Source organism: Actinoplanes hulinensis (assembly GCF_019429605.1).
GTDB lineage: Bacteria > Actinomycetota > Actinomycetes > Mycobacteriales > Micromonosporaceae > Actinoplanes > Actinoplanes campanulatus.
The window spans coordinates 219,602-242,028 of sequence record NZ_JAHXZI010000009.1 but is presented as its reverse complement, the minus strand read 5'-3'; the positions used below and the strand labels follow the sequence as shown (position 1 = coordinate 242,028).

Genomic DNA, 22,427 nt, shown 5'->3' with positions numbered 1-22,427 from the left:
GTCGGTGTGCGCGGGTCGGGCAGAATGCCGGTCATGCGACGTATCGTCTCCGGTCTCTGTCTGCTCGCCGTGGCCCTCGCCGGCTGCGGCCGGGCGGGGAACCAGCCCCGAGCAGGCGCCGTCGGGCACGCCCCCGCAGTGGAGCACCCATGCGGCCGACGTGACGTGTCGTCGGTGCACCGCCCGGCGGCTGACACCGGCGTGGAATGCTCCACGCCGGTGCTGGTCGGCCAGGATCGCTCCCGGCCGAGCCGTCAGTTGAGTGGTGGCTGCCCGCAGTGGTATCGGGCCCGGGCAACCACCGTCCGCCGTTTAGGAGTAGGCCTCCAGTTCGTAGAGGGAGTAGCCGTATTTCGTGCCGCGGGTGGTGGCGTACATGCGCAGGTAGCGGCCGCTTCCAGTCAGGCCGGTGAGGTCGTCGATGCCGCCGTCGCCGGTGGTGGTGCTGTAGATGTCGGTCCAGGTGGTGCCGTCGTCGGACGTTTGGATCTTGTAGGCCTTGCCGTAGGCGGTCTCCCAGCGCAGCAGGACCCGGCTGATCGGGACGGCGGCGCCGAGGTCGACCTGGGTCCAGACGAGGTCGACGCCGGAGACCGAAGCCCAGCGGGTGCTGGTGTTGCCGTCGACCGCCTTGGAGGCGGTGTACGTAGCCGAGTAGGTGGAGGAGGCGGTGACCGGCTTGGTGAGAGCCCGGTTGACGAGCTCGGTGGTGAAGGTGATCGGGGATGTCGTCGCCGAGTTCGCGTTCCCGGCCCGGTCATAGGCTCGGACCGCAAGGGTGTGGCTGCCGGTGGCCGGGGTGGTCAGAGTCGTGGTGTTCGTGCCGGCCGCGACGGTTTTCACCACACTCCCGTCAATGACCAGTTCGTAGCGGTCCAGGCCGGAGCCGGTCTCGGCCGGGGTGTCCCACGCCGCCTCGAACGCCGCGCCGGTCACGGTGGCACCGTCGGCCGGCGCGGTGATGGTCACGGTGGCGGGCGCGGTGGTGTCGGGCCGGCCCACGATGACGGACACCGACGCGGATGCGGAACCGGCCGCGTTGACCGCGGTCAGCACGATGGTGTGGTCACCGTCGGCCAGCGTCAGTGTCCGTTCGGTGTCGGTGGGCACCGGAGCCGGTGTGACCTCGGTGCCGTCGACGATCAGCGTGTAGGACGCGACGTCGGCCGGGCTGGCCTGGGTCCACGACAGGTGCACCTGGTTGCTGGTCAGATACTGCCTCGGCGTCGGGCTGGTGATGACCGGGGCCTTCGCGGCGGCCAGCTGGGAGTAGATACCGATCTGGTAGGCCGACCCGACGTTGCCGGCCTTGTCGACGGCCCGCACCGCGGTGGTGTTGTAGGTGCCTGACTTCGGTTTCGGTGTCGGCATCGTCGTGCTGTTCACGTCGCCGGGAACCGTCTTGACGACGACCCCGTCGACCAGCAGCTCATAGCTGCCTACCCCCGAGCCGGTCTCGGTCGGCGTGGCCCAGGACAGCTGGAAGGTCGCGCCGTAGACGTTGCTCCACGCGGCGGGCCGGCTGATGTTCGGGTAGCCAGGTGTGGTGGTGTCGTAGCCGCCGGCGAGGGTCGCCGCGGTACTGGCGTCACCGTCCGCGTCGAATGCCACCACCTTGGTGATCATCGCTCCCTGGGGCCAGCCGGAGGGCAGGGCCACCGTTGCCGAGGTGTCGCCGGCGGCGGCGGTGATCACCACCGACTGCCCGGTCGCGGCCAGGACCGTGATCCGGTACCCGGTCACGCCCTCGGCCTCTGCGGTCTGCGCCGCGGTCCACCCGACCGGAAAGGTCAGCGTGTTCGTCCACCCGCCGCCCTCCGCGACGGTCACGTTCACCGGCACGGCCGGTGCCTGGACGTCGGGGTCGTCAACACTGACGGACACCGGCGCGGACGCCGAGCCCTGCGGGTTGACCGCGGTCAGCGTGATGTCGTGGTCACCGTCTTTCAGCGTCACCGTCACCTCGCGATCGGTGGACGGCACCGCGGAGGCGACCACGGCACCGTCCACGGTCACCTTGTAGGAGGCGACATCGGCCTCGTCGGCCTGGGTCCAGGCCAGGCGCACCTGGCCGCTCTTGACGGCCTCCGCCGGCGCCGGGCTGGTGATCGCCGGCGCCTTCGGGACAACCAGGCCGGAGTAGAACGCGATCTGGTACGACTCGTGGGTGTTGCCGGCCTTGTCATACGGCTTGACCGCGGTCGTGTGATAACCCGCCTTGGGGGTCGGCAGCATCGCGCTGTTCACGTCGCCGTCAACCGTCTTGACCACGGCCCCGTCGATGAGCAGCTCGTAGTGATCCAGCCCGGATCCCTGCTCTGGCGGGGTGTCCCAGGCCAGCTCGTATTCCGCCCCGTACACGGTGCCCTGGGAGGCGGGCTTGCGAATCGTGGCCCAGGTGGGCGGGGAGTTGTCGTAGCCGCTGGCCAGGGAGGCCGACGTGCTGGAGTTACCGGCAGCGTCGAAGGCCCGCGCCTTGACCGTCATCGCGCCCAGGGGCCAGCCGCTGGGCAGGGTCACCGGCGCCGAGGTCTGATCGGCGGGGACGGTGACCACCTTCTGCGTTCCGTCCGCCACGATCACCGTCACCCGGTACCCGGTCACCCCGTCCGCTTGCGCGCTTTGCGCCGGGGCCCACGAAACGTGGAACGTCGGGCTGGTCGCCCAGCCCGTGCTCGAGCCCTCGATGTGCACGCCCTCCGGCGCGGCCGGTTGCGGCACGCTGCTGTCGCGCACAGTGACGGCCAGCGGCGTGGAAGACTTCGAGCCTTGCGGATTGACCGCGGTCAGCGTGATGTCGTGGTCGCCATTGGGCAGCGTCAGCGTGAACTCGCGGTCGGTGCCCGCCGGCGCCGAGCCGGCCTCGGTGCCGTCCACGGTCAGCGTGTAGGAGGCGACATCGGCCTCGTCCGGCTGGGTCCAGGTCAGGTGCACCTGCTTGTCGTTCACGATTTCCCCGGCCGTGGGGCTGGTGAAGACCGGGGCCTTCGGGACGACCAGACCGGAGTAGAAGGCGATCTGGTACGCGGTGGCCACGTTGCCGGCGATGTCGATGGGCCGGACCGCGGTGGTGTGATAGCCCGCCTTGGGGGTCGGCAGCATCGCGCTGTTGACGTCGCCGTCAACCGTTTTGACCACGGCGCCGTCTATCAGCAGCTCGTACTTGCCGATTCCAGATCCGGTCTCGGGCGGGGTGTCCCAGGTCAGCTCGTACTGCGCGCCGTACACGGTGCCCAGCGAGGCGGGCTTGCGGATCGTGGCCCAGCCGGGCGCGGTGTAGTCGATGCCGGTGGCCAGGGTGGAGTCGCTGCTGGCGTTACCGGCCGCGTCCAAGGCCTGCACCGCGACCGTGGCCTTCCCTGCCGGCCACATCCGCTCTGCCGGCATCGTCATCGTCACGGAGCTCTGGTCGGCGCGAGCGCTGGTCACCCACTGTTCGCCGGCTGCGTTGCGGATGGTTACCCGGTATCCGACGACGCCGTCTTCTTCGGCGGTCGGTGCCGGGGTCCAGGTCACCGGCAACTCCTGGGTGGTGATCCAGCCGCTGCCCGGCACCGGCGCGGTCACGTTCGAGGGCGCGGCTGGGGCCTGGGTGTCGGCGGTGGTGTCGGTGACCTGCACGGTGGCGGTCGTGCCGTCCGCGGAGACCAGCCGCACACTGAGGTTCGTGCCGGGCACCTGCCACGTGTTTCCGGGTAGCAGGGCCGGCTGAAGGGCCTCACCGATCTTGGCCAGCCCCGGGGTGAGGTCGAACATCATGGATTTGCGGTCCGTTTCCGAGGAGGCCCGCCGGTGCGCCAGGAGACCGCCGAACCAGTCCTGCAGGGCGATGCCGGTGTCCGAGCGGGGCCGGTACTCGAAGTAGGCATCCGGGCCGGTTGCCCGGTCGAACCGCAGGCCCCGCACACCGGAGTTCTCCAGGATCGACGTCAGCTGGTACGTGCCAGGTGCGGTGATCAGCGGGATGTCGGCGTCCGATATCGCACCCAGGATCCTGGCCTGGACGACGTTGGAATAGTCGTACTGGCCGCCGCCCATGATCTCGAACCAGGTGCCGGGTTCGTCTTCAGAACGAGGCGGGCAGCCGACGGAAAGGCATGAGTCGGCCATGGCGTGCCCGAGCCCGAAGTTGTGGCCGAGCTCGTGCGCGATCACTGTTTTGCTGAACGTGTCTTTCGACGCCGCCAGCTCGTTGCCGGGCACATACGCCATCCCGGCCCAGCCGCAGCCGAAGCCCTGGCTCGGCACGTAGAGGAAGTGCTCGGTGGGACCCGACGGGCCACGGCCCAGCGCCGTCTTCGCGACGCTGGCATAGTTGCCGAAATTGCACGGGACGGGCGGCGCGGTGACGACCGGGTCCAACACGGTCACCGTGCCGGGCGTGATCGCCCCGCGGCCCAGGTCGGCCCAGGCCTCCAGACCCTGCCGGGCCGCATCCCCCATGGCTTCGGGTGTACGGGTGAACGGTGTGGCGCCTTCCCAGGTGAACGGCACCACCGTGACGTTGTGGACCACCGTGCCGTGACCACCGACCGACGGGCCCGGCTGTGCAACGACCTCAACCGCGGTCACCGCCTCAGGCCTCTTCTTCAGGACCGCCGCGGCCTCCTCGGGAGTCGATGCGCCGGGAACCGCGACCAGCACGCGGGTGCCGCCGGCGAGCTTTGCCAAAGCGGGCTCGTCGACGGGCACGGTGAGAAGGCCGAGTTGGAGGACGATGCCCTGCGCCGAATCGAGATCGGTCTCGTCGATGACCACGTGCTGAACGGTGGCCGGGATTGTCGGCGTGTCCGCCGCGAATGCCGGCGCAGCGCCGAGCAGGGCAAGAACGCTGATCACCATGGCCGCCAGCCCTACGCGGCGAAAACGTGAAAGCAACATGCCCGCAGGCTCATATATCGGTCCGGTCGGGGCCGATCAAACGGCCACGCCGTCCGCCGAAAGACTGTCAGATCCTGATCACGTACAGTTTCGCGGCTTCGGTGACGTAGGCTCCCGCTGCCCATGAGCCGGCCGTTTCGCCTGCCGCTGGTTCATGGCCGTGTTGCGTTGACGGTGGCGGCCGGCCCGGTGAGCAGGATGTCCAGGCCGATGATGCTGGCCGCTACCACCACGAACCCTCGTCCAGGCCCGGAACATCATCCGCGCCGTCATTGCACCAGCATCTGGGGCAGCCGTCGGCAACGAACCCGAAGACGCATGGGAAACCGACGGCGGACGGCCCGGTCGCGTCCCGGCACAGCGCAGGGCACCGGAGCCAGCCGGTTGTGAGTGATGCCGCGCCACCTGTTCTCCCAGGTGGCGCGATTTTCGGTGCCGTCACGGTGACCCCGCAGCCCAAGATCGCCGAGATACGGGTCACCGTTACCGGATGAGCCGGTGGGCGACGTCGTGGGCGGCGGCGGTGATCTGTTCGTCGGTGGCGCCGAGCCCCTGGGCGGCGAACACGGTGGTGTTGATGCTGAGCAGCGCGACCCGGATCCGCAGGGTCTCCTCGATGGTGGCGTCCGGGCCGGTGACGACCTCGAACAGCGTGCGCAGCCGCTCGAACATGTTCTCCTTGCCGGGATGCAGATCCCGGACGACGTGCTGGTTGGCCAGGGCGAACTGCATGGTCTGCCGGCCGTGTTCCAGGCTCAGGCGCAGCATCCGGTCGATGACCTCGGTGCGCAGGGCCGGGCCGGGGGGCTGCTGCTTGGCCCAGGCGACCAGGTCGTCGAGGGCCGCAAGGTGCTCGCCGAACAGGGACCGGACGATGTCTTCCTTGCTGTGGAAGTGGTAGTACAGGGCCGCTTTGGTGACGCCCAGGCGTTCGGCGATCTCGCGCAGGGAGGTGGCTTCGTAGCCGCGCTGGGTGAACAGCTCCAGTGCCACCCGTCGGATGTCGGCCTTGGTGTCACTCTGCCGTCTCGACACGCCTGCCCTCTTCCCTCTGTCCGGTTGTCCTCAGCATAGTTGCTAACTTGCCGACCGGTAAGTTACAACTTACCTGTCGGCAAGTAAAGGATGCGGGTGAGTGCCCGCGAGTCCACCGCCGAGCGGCAACGCGATCGTCGAAGGAAGGCAAGGCACCGTGACGTCCAACCCCACGGACACCGCACCACCAAGGTTCAGCCACCGCGAGATTCTGGCGACCACGGCGGGGCTGGCCATCGCCATGCTGCTCGCCATGCTCGACAACATGATCGTGGCCCCGGCCCTGCCCACGATCCTGGGCGATCTCGGCGGTCTCAACCACCTGGCCTGGGTCACCACCGGCTACATCCTGGCCTCGACCGTGGCCACCCCGATCTGGGGCAAGCTCGGTGACCTGCTCGGGCGCCGCATCACCTTCATCACGTCCATCGCGATCTTCCTGATCGGCTCCGTGCTGTGCGGCATGTCGCAGAACATGGCCGAACTGGTCGGCTTCCGCGCCCTGCAGGGCCTCGGCGCCGGCGGCCTCATGGTCGGCGTCATGGCCATCCTGGCCGAGATCGTGCCGCCCCGCGAGCGCGGCAAGTACCAGGGCGTGATGATGGCGGTCATGCCCGCCGCGATGATCGGCGGCCCGCTCGTCGGCGGCTTCATCACCGACCACCTCAACTGGCGCTGGGCGTTCTACGTCAACCTGCCGCTGGGCGTGGTCGCCCTGGCCGTCTGCTGGTTCACCCTGGCCAAACTGCCCCGCGGCACCGGCAAGGCGCGCATCGACTGGACCGGCTCGGCGCTGCTCACCACGTGGATCACCGCACTGGTGCTGATCACGAGCTGGGGCGGCACCGAGTACGACTGGAGCTCGCCGCAGATCCTCGGCCTGGCCGCGCTGACCGTGGCCGCGTTCATCGCGTTCGTGGTCGTCGAGCGCCGCGCCGCCGAACCGATCATGCCGCTGACGGTGTTCCGCAACCGCAACTTCACCCTCGCCGGCACGCTCAGCTTCATCGTCGGTTTCGCGATGTTCGGCGGGATGACGTTCCTGCCCCAGTTCCAGCAGTTCGTGCAGGGCGCGTCCGCCACCAACAGCGGACTGCTGCTCATGCCGATGATGGTCTCCATGATGGTGACCTCCCTCGCCGGCGGCGCCCTGATCAGCAGGACCGGCCACTACCGTGTCCTGCCGATCGTCGGCACCGTCCTCATGGCCGCCGGGCTCGCCCTGTTCGCCACCATGGGCACCGACACCAGCAAGACCGTCACCGCCCTCTACATGGTCGTGCTCGGCCTCGGCATGGGCTGCCTCATGCAGACCACCATGCTCATCGCCCAGAACAGCGCGCCGCTGCGCGACATCGGCGCGGCCACCGGAGCGGCCACCTTCCTGCGCAACATGGGCGGTTCCCTGGGCGTGTCCATCCTCGGCTCCATCTACGCGCACACCCTGACCGGGTCCATCACCTCGAACGCCGGCGTGGCCGCGACCGGTGACGCGGGAGACTCGGCGGCGCGGATGACCCCGGAGCTGCTGCGCAGCCTGCCCGAGGCCGCCCGGCACCTGTTTCAGCAGGCCGTCACCGACGGCGTCGGCGCCGTCTTCACCTGGGCCGCGATCATCGCCGCCGCGGGACTCCTGGTCGCCCTGGCCATCCGGCACGTCCCGCTGCGTGGCTTCGCCGCCGACAAGGACCAGCCGCAGGACGCCGGCGACACGCCCGCCGAGGCGAAGGCCCCGGTCACGGCCTGACGGCCGCGCCTGACCCACCAACGACGTAGCCCCGGACCGGTCAATCGCGACCGGTCCGGGGCTACGTCCGCGTTCAAAGGAAACGGCTCAGCTCACCCGTCCGTCCGTAGGTTCCAGACCAATAACAACGCCAAGTAGTTGATCTAGGCCCGCACCTGGCGTGATTGCCTCAAGGGATCAGGTCGGCGGAAGGTCACTTCACGGTTCACCGCAGTTCCGGCATGTGGGATATGCAAGTCGGGAGCGGTTACCCGGGCCGGTCGAGAGCGCGGCCCTGAATCCGCGCGGCCAGTTCGGGGCCGATCGAGTCGAGGACGCGGGCGGGCCGGGGACGCACGATCGCAGGGAGGCCATCGCCGATGCGCTGCGCGTGCTCTGTGTGGGCCTGCTCGACGGCGTCCGGGTACGCCTGGGCCTTCCCGTGGGCGGTAGATGTCAATTTCCGAAGTCGTGTGCACGGATTTCTGACGAGTACTGGGGCGTCGCCGCGCCCTGCAACCTCGAATTGCTCCACCTTATCGCGAAGCAGAATTACATCGGGGCCAGCCTGGCCGACCCTGACACCATTGCCGGGTGGAAAGCCAAGTTCCTGGCCGTCTGGGACGAGAGCATCGACGAGATGGCCGCAATGAGTAATCCGTCCGTGACGACCTATCCGTGTGGTTCCTCAGCCTCGGCACACAGGATTCGCTGCGCGCCGTCGCTGAGCCAGAAGGCTGCTTCGTGATGGTCGACGATCCGCATCTTGGCGGCACCGTGGGGCAGGACGGGTTCGATGACTTCGCCTGTCTCAAGATCGAACAGGCGTTGCCTGCCCTTCCACTCACCGGCCGCGAACACCGGCGTGAGCAGCACATAGCGACCCGAGGAGGTGACCTTGCCGTTGATGCCGTGCTTGCCCGGCCGGCGCTTCCATCCCGATTGTTGATAGAGCGGCTCGGTCACCGTCCCATCCGTCGTGACCCGGGTGATGGCGAAGAAGTCGGCCCCGTACTTGCGCACACTCGAAGCGTCCGAGCCTTCCACGCAGACCAGCAGACTGTCGCCGTAGCCGACCGCATCACCGACGATGCAGCCATTGACCGACACGTCGGGGCTTTCGTTCAGCTCGTCATCGCCGAATCGGTCGACCGGAAACCCGTCCGGGCCGAGAGTCCTGATCCGCGTCCAGGCCGCGTTCGTCTCGCCGATGCGCAGGAATGCGAGGTATCGCGGGTTGCCAACCGTGATCGGCTCATCGAGCACGACCACGTGCTCGGCCGCGAATGCGCCTCGGCTCGCGTGGGCGGTCACCCGCGGTCGCTGCCCGTGTCTGGCGAAGCGATTCAGCACGTCGTCGCCGACGATCGCGATCTCGTGCCGCAGCCGCAGATCGGTTTCGTACACCCGCAGCGTGCCGGCATCGACTATCACGCCCAATGCGCCGTCGTCGAGCAGCACCGGCGCCGGCGCGTCATAGGCCACGTCGAACGGTTCACCCAACTCGTCGAGCAGCACCGACTGAACCACCCGGTCGGCGATCGACACCAACGCGTACCGAGCGCCGCCGTCCCACCACACGACCGCGTAGAACACCCCGGCGCCGGATATCAGACACGACCCCGCGCGTATCGGACCGTCCGCCCTGCCCGGCAGCCTGAACTCGGCCGTCGTCGCCAGTCTCACGGAGCATCCTCTCGGCTGTTGTCGGACGGGCAGCCCGCGGCATGTCATATCACGGTTCCCGTGTGTCGGTACCGCCCGGGGAACCTGCCGATGATCTGTTGTTTCGTCCACCTGCAGGTCAGCCGCAGCCCGAACAGACAGAGCCGGTATCGGAAGCAGTCGGTGGTGGCAATCCCGGAACCCGGCGGAACTCTCGAATTCGCGATGGCACTGAGCGGTTGGCGGGGTTCGCGGCTCAGGTGGTGGGGGAGCGGACGAGGGCGCCGATCTCCAGTGCGGTCCAGACGGCGTTGTCGGGGCCGAGGGTGAGGCCGTGGGGTTCGCTGCTGGGCAGGGGCAGGTCATGGCCTTCGATGTGGCCGTCGACGGTGATCGTGGTGAGCCGGTTGCCGGCCCATTCGGTGAACCAGAGGCGGCCGTCCGGGCCGGTGGTGATGGCGTGCGGGCGGCCGGCGCGGTCGGGCAGCGGGAACTCGGTGATCGTGCCGTCGGTGGTGATCCGGCCGATCTGGCCGGCGAGGATCTCGGTGAACCAGAGCGCGCCGTCGGGGCCGGCGGTGATACCGACCGGGCCGGCCTGCGCGGTGGGCAGATCGAAATCGGTCACCTCGCCGGTGGCGGTGATGCGGCCGATGGTGTTGGCCTGGTTGCGGGTGAACCAGAGGGCGCCGTCCGGGCCGGCGGTGATCGCTGACGGGAAACCGCCGGTCGCCGGGAATTCGGTGATGTCGCCGGTGGTGGTGATGCGGGCGATCCGGCCGGCGGTGGACTGGGTGAACCACAGCGCGCCGTCGGGGCCGGTGGTGATGCCGTAGGGGCCGGACTCCGGGGTGGGGGAGGTGAACAGGGCGATGTCGCCGGTGGTGGTGAGCCGGCCGATGTGGTGGGAGCGGCTGGTGAACCAGAGGGCGCCGTCCGGGCCCACTGTGATGATCATCGGGCCGGTGGCGGGGCCGAGGTCGTACGTCTGTGGTTGCCCGCCGGGTTTCAGCCGGGCCACCTGATGGCTGTGGACGAGGGTGAACCACAGGGCGCGGTCGGGGCCGGTGGTGATCGCATACGGACCGGGTGGGGTGGTGACCATATCCATAACCCTAACGCTACACATGTTGCGTTAGGGTGGGAAGCGTGAACCGACCGATCCGCCGCCCCGGCGGCCGCAGCGCCGACGTCCGCCGCCGGGTCCTGGACGCGGTCGTCACCCAGCTCGTCGACCACGGCTACGACGGCTTGAGCATCGACACGGTCGCCGCCGGCTGCGGCGTGCACCGCACCACCGTCTACCGGCGCTGGCGCGACGTCGGCGGGCTGCTCGCCGACGTGCTGGCCGCGGCGGCCGGCGACGACTGGCGGCCGGCGGACACCGGCACCCTCGACGGCGACCTGGCCGCACTGAACCGGGAGGTGTTCGCCGCGCTCACCGGCGATCCGCCGATCACCACGGCGCTGATCGCGGCGTCGTTCCGGTCCGCGCGGGCCGCCGAGGCGCTGCGGGCGTTCTGGGCCGACCGGTACGAACGGTGCGCGGTGATCGTGGCCCGGGCCGCCGACCGGGCCGACATCCCGGCCGGCACCGACGCCCGGCGGCTGCTGGTCGCCGCGACCGCCCCGCTGTATCACGAGCTCGTGCTGCTGCGGACCGGCCCGGACGAAGGGCTGGCCGAGCGGGCGGCCGCGGACACGGCCGTCGCGGCACGGGCCGGAGCCTTCGTCACCGGAGCAGTGTCGCCCGGGTGAGCATCACGGGGATGATCGCCGACGAACGCCGCAGCCTCGCCGACCTCACCGACACGCTGACACCCGGGCAACTGCGCGCGCCGAGCCTGTGTTCGGCGTGGACGGTCAAGGAGGTTGTCGGGCATCTGGTCACCGTGGTCGCCACCGGGAACGGCACCGCGCTGAGGATGCTGGCGCGCAGCGGGTTCAACGCTGAGGATGCTGGCGCGCAGCGGGTTCAACGTGCACAAGGCGAACGCGCGGCTGGCCGCCACGACCGCCACACGCCCGGCCCGGGAACTCGCGGCGATCCTGCGCGCGCATGCGGAGAACCCGTTCCGGCCGCCGATCGTGGGCTATCCGGGGGCGCTCACCGATCTGCAGATCTATCAGCAGGACATCCGGCGGCCGCTGGGCCTGACCGGTGAGTTGCGACCGGAGCGGCTGCGGATCTCCCTCGACTTCCTGGTCGGTGGGCGGGCGGTCGGTTTCACGCCGCGGCGCCGCCCGGCGGGGCTGAGGTTCGAGAGCACCGACCTGGACTGGGCGTGGGGTGACGGGCCGGTCGTGCGCGGTCCGGGCGAAGCGATGATGCTGGCGCTGGCCGGGCGGCGGGCGGCGCTGCCGGACCTGCACGGTCCGGGGGTGGCCATGCTGGACCGCCGCCTGCCGTAGGCCCGCTTCCACCCGCCCCTGCTCCTGCCCGGGCGGCTGGGCCACCGCCGGCGGGCCTGCCCCGGCTTGACCGCTCCCACCGTCGCCCTGGACAGTCGCGGGCCGGCCGGGTCGTTCAAATCTGGACGGGCTGTGCTGAACCGGTGCTTCGTCGCGGTGACGTCGACCAAGTTCTATTTCGTAACGCGGTCGACATCTTGCCGAAAACCTTTTCGTAAGGCAGCGTGTGCCGCAGGCGCATCGCATCACGGGGGCGGATGGGCCGGGATCGCCCATGGGCTCCGCACGCTCACGAAACAGGGAAAACCTGTGGGCGAGAACCCCGCTCATGCATCGAAGTCTGTCGATTGCAGAGGTGTTCTCTTGCGTTTCAACCGTCGTACCGTACTGATCGCCTCGGCGGCCGGCGCCGCCGGCGCGATCCTACCCGCGGGCACCGCCCACGCCGCCCGAGCGGACATCGGCGTCTCGGCGTACGGCCTCCCACTCACCGCCGTCCGCCTCGGCGCCGGCCCCTTCACCGACAACACCGCCCGCACCCACACCTACCTGCGGTTCCTCAACGCCGACCGGCTACTGCACATGTTCCGGCTCACCGCCGGGCTCACCTCGACCGCCACCCCGTGCGGCGGCTGGGAATCACCGTCCACCGAACTGCGCGGCCACTCCACCGGCCACGTGCTCACCGCCCTCGCCCAGGCCTACGCCGGCACCGGCGACACCACCCTGCAGGCCAAAGGCGACTACCTCGTGGCCCAGCTGGCGCTCTGCCAGCGGCCCAACGGCTACCTGTCGGCGTACCCGGAATCGTTCATCGACCGGGTCGAGACCGGCCAGCAGGTGTGGGCGCCCTACTACACCCTCCACAAGATCGTGCAAGGGCTGCTCGACTGGCACCAGCTCACCGGCAACGCCCAGGCCCTGACCGTCCTGCAGCGCAAAGCCGCCTGGATCCAGACCCGCAACAGCCGACTCACCCTCGCCCAACGGCAGCAGATGCTGCGCGTCGAATTCGGCGGCATCGGCGAGACCCTGTTCAACCTGTACCAGCTCAGCAACGACCCCGCCCACCTGACGACCGCCCAGTACTTCGACCACGCCCAGATCCTCGACCCGCTCGCCGCAGGCGTGGACGCGCTCGCCGGATTCCACGCCAACACCCAGATCCCCAAGGCGATCGCGGCGATCCGCGCGTTCCACGCCACCGGCGACAGCCGCTACCGCGACATCGCCGTCAACTTCTGGAACTTCGTGGTACGCCAGCACTCGTACGCCATCGGCGGCAACTCCAACGGCGAGTACTTCCAGGCCCCGAACCGTATCGCCGCCGAACTGTCCGACTCGACCTGCGAATGCTGCAACACCTACAACATGCTGAAACTGACCCGGCAGCTGTTCTTCACCGACCCCGGCCGGGCCGCCGAACTCATGGACTTCTACGAGAAGGCGCTCTACAATCACCTGCTCGGCGCACAGAACCCGAACTCGGCGCACGGCCACCACTGCTACTACGTGCCTTTGCGTGCCGGCGGGATCAAGACGTACAGCAACGACTACGACAACTTCACCTGCTGCCACGGCACCGGCATGGAGACCAACACCAAGTTCGCCGACAGCATCTACTTCGTCAACAACACGATCCTGTACGTCAACCTGTTCATCTCGTCCACGTTGACGTGGCCCGGCCGTGGCATCACGGTCCAGCAGGACACCACCTACCCGGAGAGCCCCACCACCCGGCTCACCGTCACCGGCTCCGGCGCGATCGACCTGCGCATCCGCATCCCCTCCTGGACCAGCGGCGCCCAGGTCCGCCTCAACGGCGTGCTCACCGGCACGCCCACCCCCGGCACCTACCTGTCGATCAACCGCACCTGGGCCGGCGGCGACGTCGTCGACGTCACCCTGCCCATGGCGCTGGCCCTGGAACCCACCCCGGACAACCCGTCGGTACGCGCGGTCAGACACGGGCCGATCGTGCTCGCCGGACAGTTCGGCACCAACAACCTGACCGCCCTGCCCACCCTGTCCGGCACCCCGCAGCCGACCGGCACACCCCTGGAGTACACGGCCGGATCGGTGCTGCTGCGACCCTTCTACAAGACCCACGGCCAGCGCTACTCCGTCTACTGGAACGTCACCAGCACCACCCCGCGCGAGGCCCGCTACCCGTTCGACGAGGCCTCCGGCACGACCGTGGCCGACGCCACCGGCAACGGCTGGACCGGCACCCTGGCCGGCGGCGTCACCCGCACCACCGGGCGCAGCGGCAACGCCGTGCTGCTGAACGGCACCAACGGGCACGTCAGCCTGCCCGCCGGAATCGTCGCCGGCGTCACCGCGTACACCATCGCCACCTGGGTCCGCATCGACACGGCCGCCACCTGGACCCGGGTCTTCGACTTCGGCACCGGCACCGGCGCCTACCTGTTCCTCACCCCGCGCAGCAGCGCCGGCACCGCCCGGTACGCCATCACCAGCACCGGCTCCGGCGGCGAACAGCGCATCAACGCGCCCGCCGCCCTGCCCACCGGCACGTGGACCCACGTCGCCGTCACCCACACCGGCAACCTCGGCATCCTCTACGTCAACGGCGCCGAGGTGGCCCGCAACAGCGCGTTGACGGTACGGCCGTCCGCGCTGCCGTCCACCACCCAGAACTGGATCGGCCGCTCCCAGTACACCGGCGACCCGTACCTGACCGCGGCCGTCGACAGCTTCCGGATCCACAGCCGGGCGCTGACCGCGGCCGAGATCGCCCAGCTGCACTCCACCGGCCAGTGAACCGCCGCGCGGCCCCCTACCTCCCCGTCCCCGTTGCAAGGCTCGTCGAGAAAGGCAGAGTCGGATGTCCAGAAGAAGATGGCCGGCGGCAGTATGTGCGCTGGTCACCGCAGCCGCGGCGATAGCCGTCGCCACCCCGGCACAGGCCGCCAACCCGATCATCACCAGCATCTACACCGCCGACCCGGCGCCCCTGGTCGTCGGTAACACCATGTACATCTACGCCGGCCGCGACGAGGCGCCCACCGGCGGCACCAACTTCCAGATGCGCGAATGGCACGTGCTGTCGTCGACCGACGCGGCCACCTGGACCCACCACGGCGCGAAGGCCAACATCGCCACGTTTCCGTGGGCGGGCGCCGACGCGTGGGCCAGCGAAGTGGAGCCCCGCAACGGCAAGTACTACTGGTACACGTCGATCAACGGCAACGGCGCCGGGTGGATGAACATCGGCGTGGCCGTCGGCGACAGCCCGCTCGGGCCGTTCACCGACGCGAAGGGCGGGCCGCTGATCAGCGACGGCACCGCCAACTCGTCGGGCCTCAACATCGACCCGACCGTGTTCGTCGACGACGACGGGCAGGCCTACATGTACTGGGGCGGCTACTGGGGGCCCCGTGCCGTCCGGCTGGCCAGCAACATGATCGACACGGTGGGGTCGGTGGTCACACCGACCGGGCTGACGAACTTCTGGGAAGCGCCGTGGATGTTCAAACGGGGCGGCCTCTACTACATGATGTACGCCGCCAACGACACCAGCGGCTGCGTCACCAACTCCAACTACGCCTGCCAGCGGTACGCGACCGCGACCAACCCGATGGGCCCGTGGACACACCGGGGCATCGTGCTCGGGCAGGTGTCGTCGACGACCAACCACGCCGGCATCGTCGAGTTCAACGGGCAGTGGTACATCGTCTACCACAACGCCAACGCGCCCGGCGGCGGCAACTTCCGCAGGTCGGTGGCGGTCGACCGGCTGTACTTCAACGCTGACGGCACGATCCAGCCGGTCGTGCAGACGACCACCGGGCCGCCGGCGAACCCCGGCGGCGGCGGGGGCACCGGCACCAACCTCGGGCCGTCCGCCACCGCGTCCACGTCCTACGTGTCGGCGTGGGAGAACCTGTCGGCGATCAACAACGGCGGGACACCGGCCAACTCGCAGGACCGGTCGAACCTCGCCTACGGCAACTGGCCGCAGCAGGGCACCCAGTGGATCGAATACCAGTGGCCGGCCGCCCAGTCGATCAACAAGAGTTCGGTGTACTGGTTCGACGACAACCAGGGCATCGACCTGCCCGCCTCATGTGCACTGCAGTACTGGAACGGCAGTCAATATGTAGCCGTCACCGGCCAGTCAACATGTGGCGTCGCCGGCAACGTGGAGAACGTCACCACGTTCAATGCGGTCAACACGACAAGGCTGCGGCTGCAGATCACGTCACGCAGCGGCTACTCGACCGGTGTGCTCGAGTGGAAGGCGTTCCAGTCATGAGCGGCCCCTTCAAGAGACGACGTGACCGGGCCGGATCCGGCGGGACCGGGGCGCGTGCGGTCGTGCGCCGGCTCCGCGCGTACACCTCGATCCTGATTCTGATCCTGGCGTCGCTGGCGGTGAGCCCGCGGCCGGCGCACGCGGCGCAACCCATCGGATTCCCCACCTTCGGCAACGCCGGCTCGATCCCGGCGCCGCCGGTCGGCTACTCCACCGGCGACACCATGCGCGCCATCTACGACGCCGAGGCCGCCGGCACCGACTTCTGGATGGACCGGCTGCTGGCCCGCACCGGCAACGATCCGGCCGGCACCTGGCTGATGAGCCGCGGCCGCGCCGCGTTCATGTACACGCACAACCCGGCGGTGATCGGGTTCGGCGGCAACACCGCCTACTGGGACAACATCTCCAGCCAGAACGCCTACGCGATCACCGCGTCGACCGGCACGTTCACCGAACAGGTCGCCCAACGGCGGCAGACCCCCAGCCACTGGCGCAGCGTGCACACCAGCGGCAGCATCCGCCTGGAGGTCACCAAGTTCATCACGCACAACAACGTGCTGATCACCAACGTCGCCGTCGTCAACACCGGCAGCGCGTCGTCGACATTGACGCTGACCGCCACCTCGCCGTACGCGACCACCGTCAGCGGCAGCGAGCTCACCGGCACCCGCGCCGTCAAGAACAACCTGACCACGCTGTACCCGCGGTTCTCCGGCGACGGCTTCACCGCCTCCGGCAGCAGCCTCACCCGGTCGGTCACGGTCGGCGCCGGGCAGACCGTGACCGCCAAGGTGCAGCTCGGCCTGGTCGCCACCGAGATCCCCGCCTCCCGCACCGAGTACGACGCCTACCGGGCCCGCAGCGCCGCCGACGCGTTCGCCACCCACGTCCGCGACTACAACCGGTGGTGGGCCGACAACGTGCCCTACATCGACGTCCCGGACGCCGCGATCAAGAAGAACATCTACTACCGCTGGTGGCTGATGCGGTTCAACCACCTCGACGCCGACATCCCCGGCCAGGACTTCCAGTTCCCGCAGTCGATCGAGGGCGTCACCGGCTACAACAACGCGATCGCGCTCACCCAGCCGATGCACATCGACGACCTGAAGTACCTGCGGAGCCCGGAATACTCCTACGGCCCCTACCTGGCGGTCGGCCAGTACTCGGCGAACGGCCGGTTCATGGACAACCCCGGCGACCCGGAGAACTGGTCCAACTCGTACACCCAGTACATCGCCGAAGCCGCCTGGCGCGCCTACCAGATCCACGGCGGCCAGCCGGCCATGCTGACCAACTTCGCCCGCTACGCCGAAGGCGACGCGAAAGGCCAGCTCGCCACCTACGACACCAACAACAACGGCGTCATCGAGTACGACTGGGGCGCGATGACCGGCAACGACGCCGACGCCGTCTCGTTCCACTGGCGCGCCGGCAACCTGGACCGGGCCGAGACCGCCTACGTGTGGAGCGCCGCCAACGCCGCCCGCGACGCCTACACGCTGGCCGGCAACACGGCCAAGGCCACCGAGATGCAGACACTCGCCGACCGCATCCGCAACGGTGTCATCAACACGTTGTGGAATCCGTCTCGTCAGCTCCTGGAACACAAGCACGTGTCGACGAATACACACGTGCCGTGGAAGGAGATCAACAACTACTACCCGTACGCGGTCGGGTTGATGCCGAACACCGCCCAGTACCGGGAGGCGCTGCGACTGTTCGCCGACGCCGCCCAATACCCGATCTTCCCGTTCTACACCGCCAACCAGGTCGACAAGGCCGCCGCCGCGGCCGCCGGGAACCCGGGCAGCAACAACTTCTCCACCATCAACTCCACCGTGCAGTTCCGGCTCTACTCCCAGGTGCTGCGCAACTACCCGAACACGTGGATGACCAGCGAGGACTACAAGAAACTGCTCTACTGGAACGCCTGGGCGCAGTACGTCGGCGGCGACACCAACTGGCCGGACGCCAACGAGTTCTGGGCCGACTGGAACGGCAGCGCCGTCACCTACCGGTCGTGGATCCACCACAACATCCTCGGCAGCAGCAACTGGACGATCATCGAGGACGTCGCCGGGCTCCGGCCGCGTAACGACACCCAGATCCAGCTGTCCCCGATCAACATCGGGTGGAGCCACTTCGCGGTCAACAACCTGCGCTACCGCAACGCCAACCTGTCGATCGTCTGGGACGACCCGTCCGACGGTGTGACCAGGTACAACGGGGTGCCGCAGGGCTACTCCATCTACCTCGACGGCACCCGCGTCGCCACGCTCAACCAGCTGGCGCCGTTCACCTACAACCCGGCCACCGGCGCGGTCACCACCACCGGCACGGTCGCGTTCAGCACCGCGTTCCCGGCCCTGCAAGCACCGCAGAACGTGGTGCAGAGCAGCAGCCGCATGGTCGACGTCTTCGCCAAGGCCGGTGTCGACCTGAGCTCCACCCGCCCGAATCTGGCCAGCGGCGCGACCGTGTCCGCCTCCTACACCACCTCCGGCACGTCGGCCGGCGGCGCCGTCGACGGCCTGCCCACCAACTCACCGCTGTGGGGCAGCTACGGCAGCGCCAACGCCACCGACACCTACGACATCACCTTCAGCAGCGAGCGCACGGTCAGCGAAGCCTGGATCCACTTCCGCAACGACCGGGCCACCAACCGCTACCGGCCACCGACCGCCTACAACGTCCAGTACTGGAACGGCAGCGCCTGGGTGAACACCGCCTCACAGGCGAAAACACCGGCCGCACCGCAAGCGAACCTGAACAAGGTCACCTTCACCGCGGTCAACACCACCAGGCTGCGCCTGCAATTCACCCAACCCTCCGGTACGCCGAAAACCGGCCTCACCGAAGTGAAGGTGTACGGGCAGGGCACCGTGCCGCCACCGAACCCCAACCTCGCGGCCTCGGCCACACCCAGCGCCTCCTATACCTCGGCGTGGGAGAGCGTCGCCGCCATCAACGACGGCGCCGAACCACCGTCGTCGAACGACACCGTCAACCCGCGCTGGGGAACCTGGCCCAACCAGGGCCAGCAGTGGGCCGAACTCACCTGGCCCACCGCACAGAACCTGCGATCCGCGCAGGTGTACTTCTTCGACGACAACCAGGGCATCGACCTGCCCGCCTCGTGGAAACTGCAGTACTGGGACGGCAGCGCCTACGTCGACGTGCCGTCCGCCAGCGGCTACCCGATCGCCGCCAACCAGTACAACACCGTCACCTTCGGCCCGGTCGGCACCACCCGCCTGAGGGTGGCCCTGACCAGCGGCGCCGCCTCCGTCGGCCTGCTGGAGGTGAAAGCCTTCGCACCCTGACGGGTCGTGCCGCCCGGGGCCGGTTCGGTCCCGGGCGGCACCGGCTCAACCCCGGCCGGCCGCCGGCCTGGCCCACATCGGCTACCCGACCGCCGTCGCCTCCAGCTCCACCAGCTGACCGGGCAGCGCCAGCCGCGTCACCTGCAGCATGGTCGTGGCCGGCGCCACCCCGGCCGCCGCAAGCCGTGACGCCAGCACCCCGTAGTGCGGGAACAACTCGTCAACATTGACGGTGTACACATTGAGCCGCACCACATTCGTCAACGACATCGACGCCGCCGTCAACACGGCCTCCAGATTGTCGAGACACGTCGTCACCTGCGCGGCCATGTCACCGTCATGCTGCGGCCTACCGTCGGCGTCCATCGCCGTCTGCCCCGAGCAATACAGCGTCCGGGTCTGCCCGGACACCAGCTCACCCTGGTTGAAACCCAACGCCACCGACCACGGCCACGGATTGACGGCCACTCGCTGCACTGCCACCTTGAAGCTCCATTCCATTTCGTACGGGCAATGGCGAGCCTGCCCGTCAATCACGACACCTCCTGTCATGTATTCCGATAGGGTTCGCGGATGCGCGCCGACCGGCTGGTCTCCCTCGTCCTGCTGCTGCGCCGGCGCGGCCGCCTGACCGCCGACACCCTGGCCCGCGAGCTGGAGGTGTCCACCCGGACCGTGCTGCGCGACATCGAAGCCCTGTCCGCCGCCGGCGTCCCGGTCTACACCGAACGCGGCCGCCACGGCGGATTCGCCCTGCTCCCCGGCTTCCGCACCCCACTCACCGGCCTCAACCACGACGAAGCCCTCGCCCTGCTCACCGCAGGATCCGGGCTCGGCCTCGGCCCGGCCCTCGCCTCCGCCATGCGCAAAATCGTCGACGCGCTCCCGGAAAGCCACCAGGCCCTCGCCGGCGACGCCGCCCAACGGTTGCTCGTCGAACCGGAAACCGACCTGCTGTCGCGCCGCCCGGTCACCGACCCGATCCCCACCGCCACCCTGACCGAGGTACGGCGCGCCGTGCTCGCCGGGCACCGGCTGCGCATCCACTACGCCGCCACCGGCCGGCCCCCGCAATGGCGCACCGTCGACCCGATCGGCCTGGTCACCGTCCGCGACCGCGGCTACCTGCTGGCCACCCGCAACGGCGCCGACCGCACCTACCGGCTGTCACGCGTCCTCGCCGCCGAGGAACTCCCCGAACCGGCCCAGCGAGACGACCGGGTCGACCTCGACCGGGCCTGGCGGGAACGGTCCGCCCGGTTCCTGTCCGACGACCACATCGCCGTACAGGTCCTGGTCGACCCGAGCCGCCGCGACGACCTGCTCACCACCGCCGTCGCCGTCCGCGCCGAAGCCCCCGGCCCCGACGGCCGGCTCCGCCTCGACGTCACCTACCAGGACCTGCGTCACGCCGTCTGGGCGCTGTGGCAACTCGGCACCGCCGCCGAAGCCCTCGCCCCGCCGTCTCTGCGCGCCGCCCTGCACGAGCGAGCCACCACCCTCGCCTCCCGCTACCGAACTCCGGCCTAGAGAAACAGCGCGGTCACCACACCCCACTGCCCGAATCCGTCCCCCGCTACCGCTGCCCCGACACACAGCGACACGAACCCGTCCCGGGTCACACATGGGATTCCACAGCTGAGCCACGTCAGGGTTGAGGACCGCGGGCGAATGCCGGCCTCAGCGTTCGCCCGTGGTCCTCAGGGGAACAGGAACAGCTCCGGGGAGAGCGCCAGCGCCACCGCCTGGTCCTCGGAGAGGATCGGCTCCGGGCGCGTCCTGGCCGGGGCGCCACTGTCGACCGGCTGCCGATCGGTGTTCGACGCCTGCACATAGATCTCGCTGTGTCCCCGGTAGACCCGGACGATCCAGTTGCGCGGCTCGCCGGCGGGAGTGTCGTCGGCCTCGGTGCCCACCAGCACGGTCACCCCGTCCGGGCCGTTGCGCACGGTGCATCTCCCGACCCGCGTACGCCGGCACTCGTCCTCCGCCTCGGCACCCGTCGACGGGTCCGCCACGCCGACGGTGACCGTCAGGTCGCCGGTTCCCTCGGCGTCGCGGACCAGGGCCAGCGCATCCACCCGGTTACCCCACGGCGGTTCGCCACCGAGACCGAACCCGATCAACGGCCCGGCCTCCACACCCGGCACCTGGGCGTATCGCGCCTTGGGCAGCAGGCGGGGCAGCTCCTCGTTGAGATGACAGGTCACGCTCGTGGCGGCCCACTCCACCAGCTCCGGCGACAGCGGCTTGTCGGCCGCGTACGCCCCGGGCGGGCGAGTGCCGGGCGGGAACGGGCACGGACCGGCCGCCCCGAACGCCGGACCGGTGTCATCAGTGCCGGACACCATGACCCCACCCATCCCGGCCAGCACGGCCACGAGCCCGGCGCCGGCGACACCGGCCAGCCGCCGGTTACGGCGCGAACGCCGGCCCGCGGTCAGGATCCCGGCGGCGGTCAGGCCCATCGCCGGTTCGCCGTCACTCGCGTACGTCTCGAGCGCTTCTCGCATGTCGACTTCCCGCATCGGCTACTCCCTGGTGAGCGCGGCGCCGTGCAACGCCGTACGCATGGATTGAATGGCCCTTGCGGTCTGGCTCTTGACCGTGCCCTCGGTGATGCCGAGCAGGGCGGCGACCTCCGTGACCGGCAGATCCTCCAGATAGCGCAGCACCACCGCGGCCCGCTGGCGTGGCGCCAGATCGGCCAGCGCCCGCCGGATCGCCAGCGTCTCGGCCGGGTCGGCGCCGCCGGCCGCCCGTTCGGGTGGCTCGGCCATCAGTGACTCCCGCCGCCGGTCACGCCGGTGCGTCAGGAACGCGTTGACCACGATCTTGCGGGCGTACGCGTCCACTGACTCGTCGCGCAGCCGCGGCCAGCGCCGGTAGAGGCGCACGAACGTCAGCTGTACGAGATCCTCGGCGGTGTGCCAGTCGCCGCACAGTGCGTAGGCGAGCCGGCGCAGCGGCTGCGCCCGTACCCGAAAATATTCGACGAACTGGTTCTCCCAGTCGGATCGGATCACTACGCCTCCTGTCGATCGATCACCCCTTCTACTCCCCAGTGCACCGGAAGGTTGCATCCCGATTTCCGTCCCCA

General features: G+C 69.3%; 16 protein-coding genes. 9 read left to right on the top strand and 7 right to left on the bottom strand.

Annotated features, from left to right (window positions below):
• Window positions 1–312: 312 nt before the first annotated feature.
• Entirely contained in the window at window positions 313–4,881 is a 4,569-nt protein-coding gene (locus KZ829_RS18955) for a discoidin domain-containing protein (protein WP_220145239.1), read from the bottom strand.
• A gap of 483 nt (window positions 4,882–5,364) precedes the next feature.
• On the bottom strand, window positions 5,365–5,916 hold the full coding sequence (locus KZ829_RS18950) for a TetR/AcrR family transcriptional regulator (RefSeq protein WP_220145238.1): 552 nt from the start codon (window positions 5,914–5,916) through the stop codon (window positions 5,365–5,367).
• 208 nt (window positions 5,917–6,124) lie between these two features.
• On the opposite strand from KZ829_RS18950, the gene KZ829_RS18945 reads away from it, so the two are divergent.
• Both KZ829_RS18945 and KZ829_RS18940 read left to right on the top strand, forming a co-directional pair.
• Entirely contained in the window at window positions 6,125–7,663 is a 1,539-nt protein-coding gene (locus tag KZ829_RS18945; RefSeq protein WP_443611884.1) for an MDR family MFS transporter, read from the top strand.
• 223 nt (window positions 7,664–7,886) lie between these two features.
• On the top strand, window positions 7,887–8,390 hold the full coding sequence (locus KZ829_RS18940) for a hypothetical protein (protein ID WP_220145237.1): 504 nt from the start codon (window positions 7,887–7,889) through the stop codon (window positions 8,388–8,390).
• Here KZ829_RS18940 and KZ829_RS18935 read toward each other — a convergent pair.
• Window positions 8,315–9,328, bottom strand: coding sequence for a hypothetical protein (locus KZ829_RS18935; RefSeq protein ID WP_220145236.1), 1,014 nt, complete (start codon window positions 9,326–9,328; stop codon window positions 8,315–8,317). The two genes, KZ829_RS18940 and KZ829_RS18935, sit on opposite strands and share 76 nt — an antisense overlap.
• A 235-nt stretch (window positions 9,329–9,563) precedes the next feature.
• Entirely contained in the window at window positions 9,564–10,418 is an 855-nt protein-coding gene (locus KZ829_RS18930; protein ID WP_246635848.1) for a Vgb family protein, read from the bottom strand.
• Between the two features lie 38 nt (window positions 10,419–10,456).
• Here KZ829_RS18930 and KZ829_RS18925 point away from each other — a divergent pair, with 38 nt between their 5' ends.
• The 6 genes from KZ829_RS18925 (at window position 10,457) to KZ829_RS18900 (ending at window position 19,327) form a co-directional block, all read left to right on the top strand.
• Window positions 10,457–11,065, top strand: coding sequence for a TetR/AcrR family transcriptional regulator (locus tag KZ829_RS18925; protein WP_308285563.1), 609 nt, complete (start codon window positions 10,457–10,459; stop codon window positions 11,063–11,065).
• A gap of 11 nt (window positions 11,066–11,076) precedes the next feature.
• Window positions 11,077–11,472, top strand: a complete 396-nt coding sequence (locus KZ829_RS44905) for a maleylpyruvate isomerase N-terminal domain-containing protein (RefSeq protein WP_220145234.1) — start codon at window positions 11,077–11,079, stop codon at window positions 11,470–11,472.
• A gap of 1 nt (window position 11,473) precedes the next feature.
• Window positions 11,474–11,719, top strand: coding sequence for a hypothetical protein (locus KZ829_RS44900; RefSeq protein WP_220145233.1), 246 nt, complete (start codon window positions 11,474–11,476; stop codon window positions 11,717–11,719).
• 363 nt (window positions 11,720–12,082) lie between these two features.
• Window positions 12,083–14,503 carry a beta-L-arabinofuranosidase domain-containing protein gene (locus KZ829_RS18910; protein WP_246635846.1) on the top strand — a complete coding sequence of 807 codons (2,421 nt, stop codon included), beginning with the start codon at window positions 12,083–12,085 and terminating at the stop codon, window positions 14,501–14,503.
• A gap of 64 nt (window positions 14,504–14,567) precedes the next feature.
• Window positions 14,568–15,998 (top strand): glycoside hydrolase family 43 protein, encoded by a 1,431-nt coding sequence (locus KZ829_RS18905; protein WP_220145231.1) that lies wholly within the window; start codon window positions 14,568–14,570, stop codon window positions 15,996–15,998.
• A complete protein-coding gene (locus tag KZ829_RS18900; RefSeq protein WP_246635845.1) occupies window positions 15,995–19,327 on the top strand; it encodes an MGH1-like glycoside hydrolase domain-containing protein in 3,333 nt (1,110 codons plus the stop codon). Before KZ829_RS18905 ends, KZ829_RS18900 begins: the two co-directional genes overlap by 4 nt.
• Window positions 19,328–19,408: 81 nt before the next feature.
• On the opposite strand, the gene KZ829_RS18895 is transcribed toward KZ829_RS18900, so the two are convergent.
• Window positions 19,409–19,864 (bottom strand): RidA family protein, encoded by a 456-nt coding sequence (locus tag KZ829_RS18895; protein WP_308285562.1) that lies wholly within the window; start codon window positions 19,862–19,864, stop codon window positions 19,409–19,411.
• Between the two features lie 36 nt (window positions 19,865–19,900).
• Here KZ829_RS18895 and KZ829_RS18890 point away from each other — a divergent pair, with 36 nt between their 5' ends.
• Window positions 19,901–20,857: a helix-turn-helix transcriptional regulator gene (locus KZ829_RS18890; RefSeq protein WP_220145230.1), complete on the top strand. Its 957-nt coding sequence runs from the start codon at window positions 19,901–19,903 to the stop codon at window positions 20,855–20,857.
• A gap of 170 nt (window positions 20,858–21,027) precedes the next feature.
• On the opposite strand, the gene KZ829_RS18885 is transcribed toward KZ829_RS18890, so the two are convergent.
• Together KZ829_RS18885 and KZ829_RS18880 are read right to left on the bottom strand one after the other, a co-directional pair.
• Window positions 21,028–21,855 (bottom strand): hypothetical protein, encoded by an 828-nt coding sequence (locus tag KZ829_RS18885; RefSeq protein WP_220145229.1) that lies wholly within the window; start codon window positions 21,853–21,855, stop codon window positions 21,028–21,030.
• A gap of 3 nt (window positions 21,856–21,858) precedes the next feature.
• Entirely contained in the window at window positions 21,859–22,353 is a 495-nt protein-coding gene (locus KZ829_RS18880) for a SigE family RNA polymerase sigma factor (protein ID WP_308285561.1), read from the bottom strand.
• Window positions 22,354–22,427: the final 74 nt, after the last annotated feature.

Excerpts from the sequence above, each read along its gene's own strand:
- KZ829_RS18955 (WP_220145239.1), bottom strand. The coding sequence starts at position 4,881 with ATGTTGCTTTCACGTTTTCGCCGCGTAGGGCTGGCGGCCATGGTGATC.
- KZ829_RS18930 (WP_246635848.1), bottom strand. The coding sequence starts at position 10,418 with ATGGATATGGTCACCACCCCACCCGGTCCGTATGCGATCACCACCGGC.
- KZ829_RS44905 (WP_220145234.1), top strand. The coding sequence starts at position 11,077 with ATGATCGCCGACGAACGCCGCAGCCTCGCCGACCTCACCGACACGCTG.
- KZ829_RS18905 (WP_220145231.1), top strand. The coding sequence starts at position 14,568 with ATGTCCAGAAGAAGATGGCCGGCGGCAGTATGTGCGCTGGTCACCGCA.
- KZ829_RS18900 (WP_246635845.1), top strand. The coding sequence starts at position 15,995 with ATGAGCGGCCCCTTCAAGAGACGACGTGACCGGGCCGGATCCGGCGGG.
- KZ829_RS18890 (WP_220145230.1), top strand. The coding sequence starts at position 19,901 with ATGCGCGCCGACCGGCTGGTCTCCCTCGTCCTGCTGCTGCGCCGGCGC.
- KZ829_RS18885 (WP_220145229.1), bottom strand. The coding sequence starts at position 21,855 with ATGCGGGAAGTCGACATGCGAGAAGCGCTCGAGACGTACGCGAGTGAC.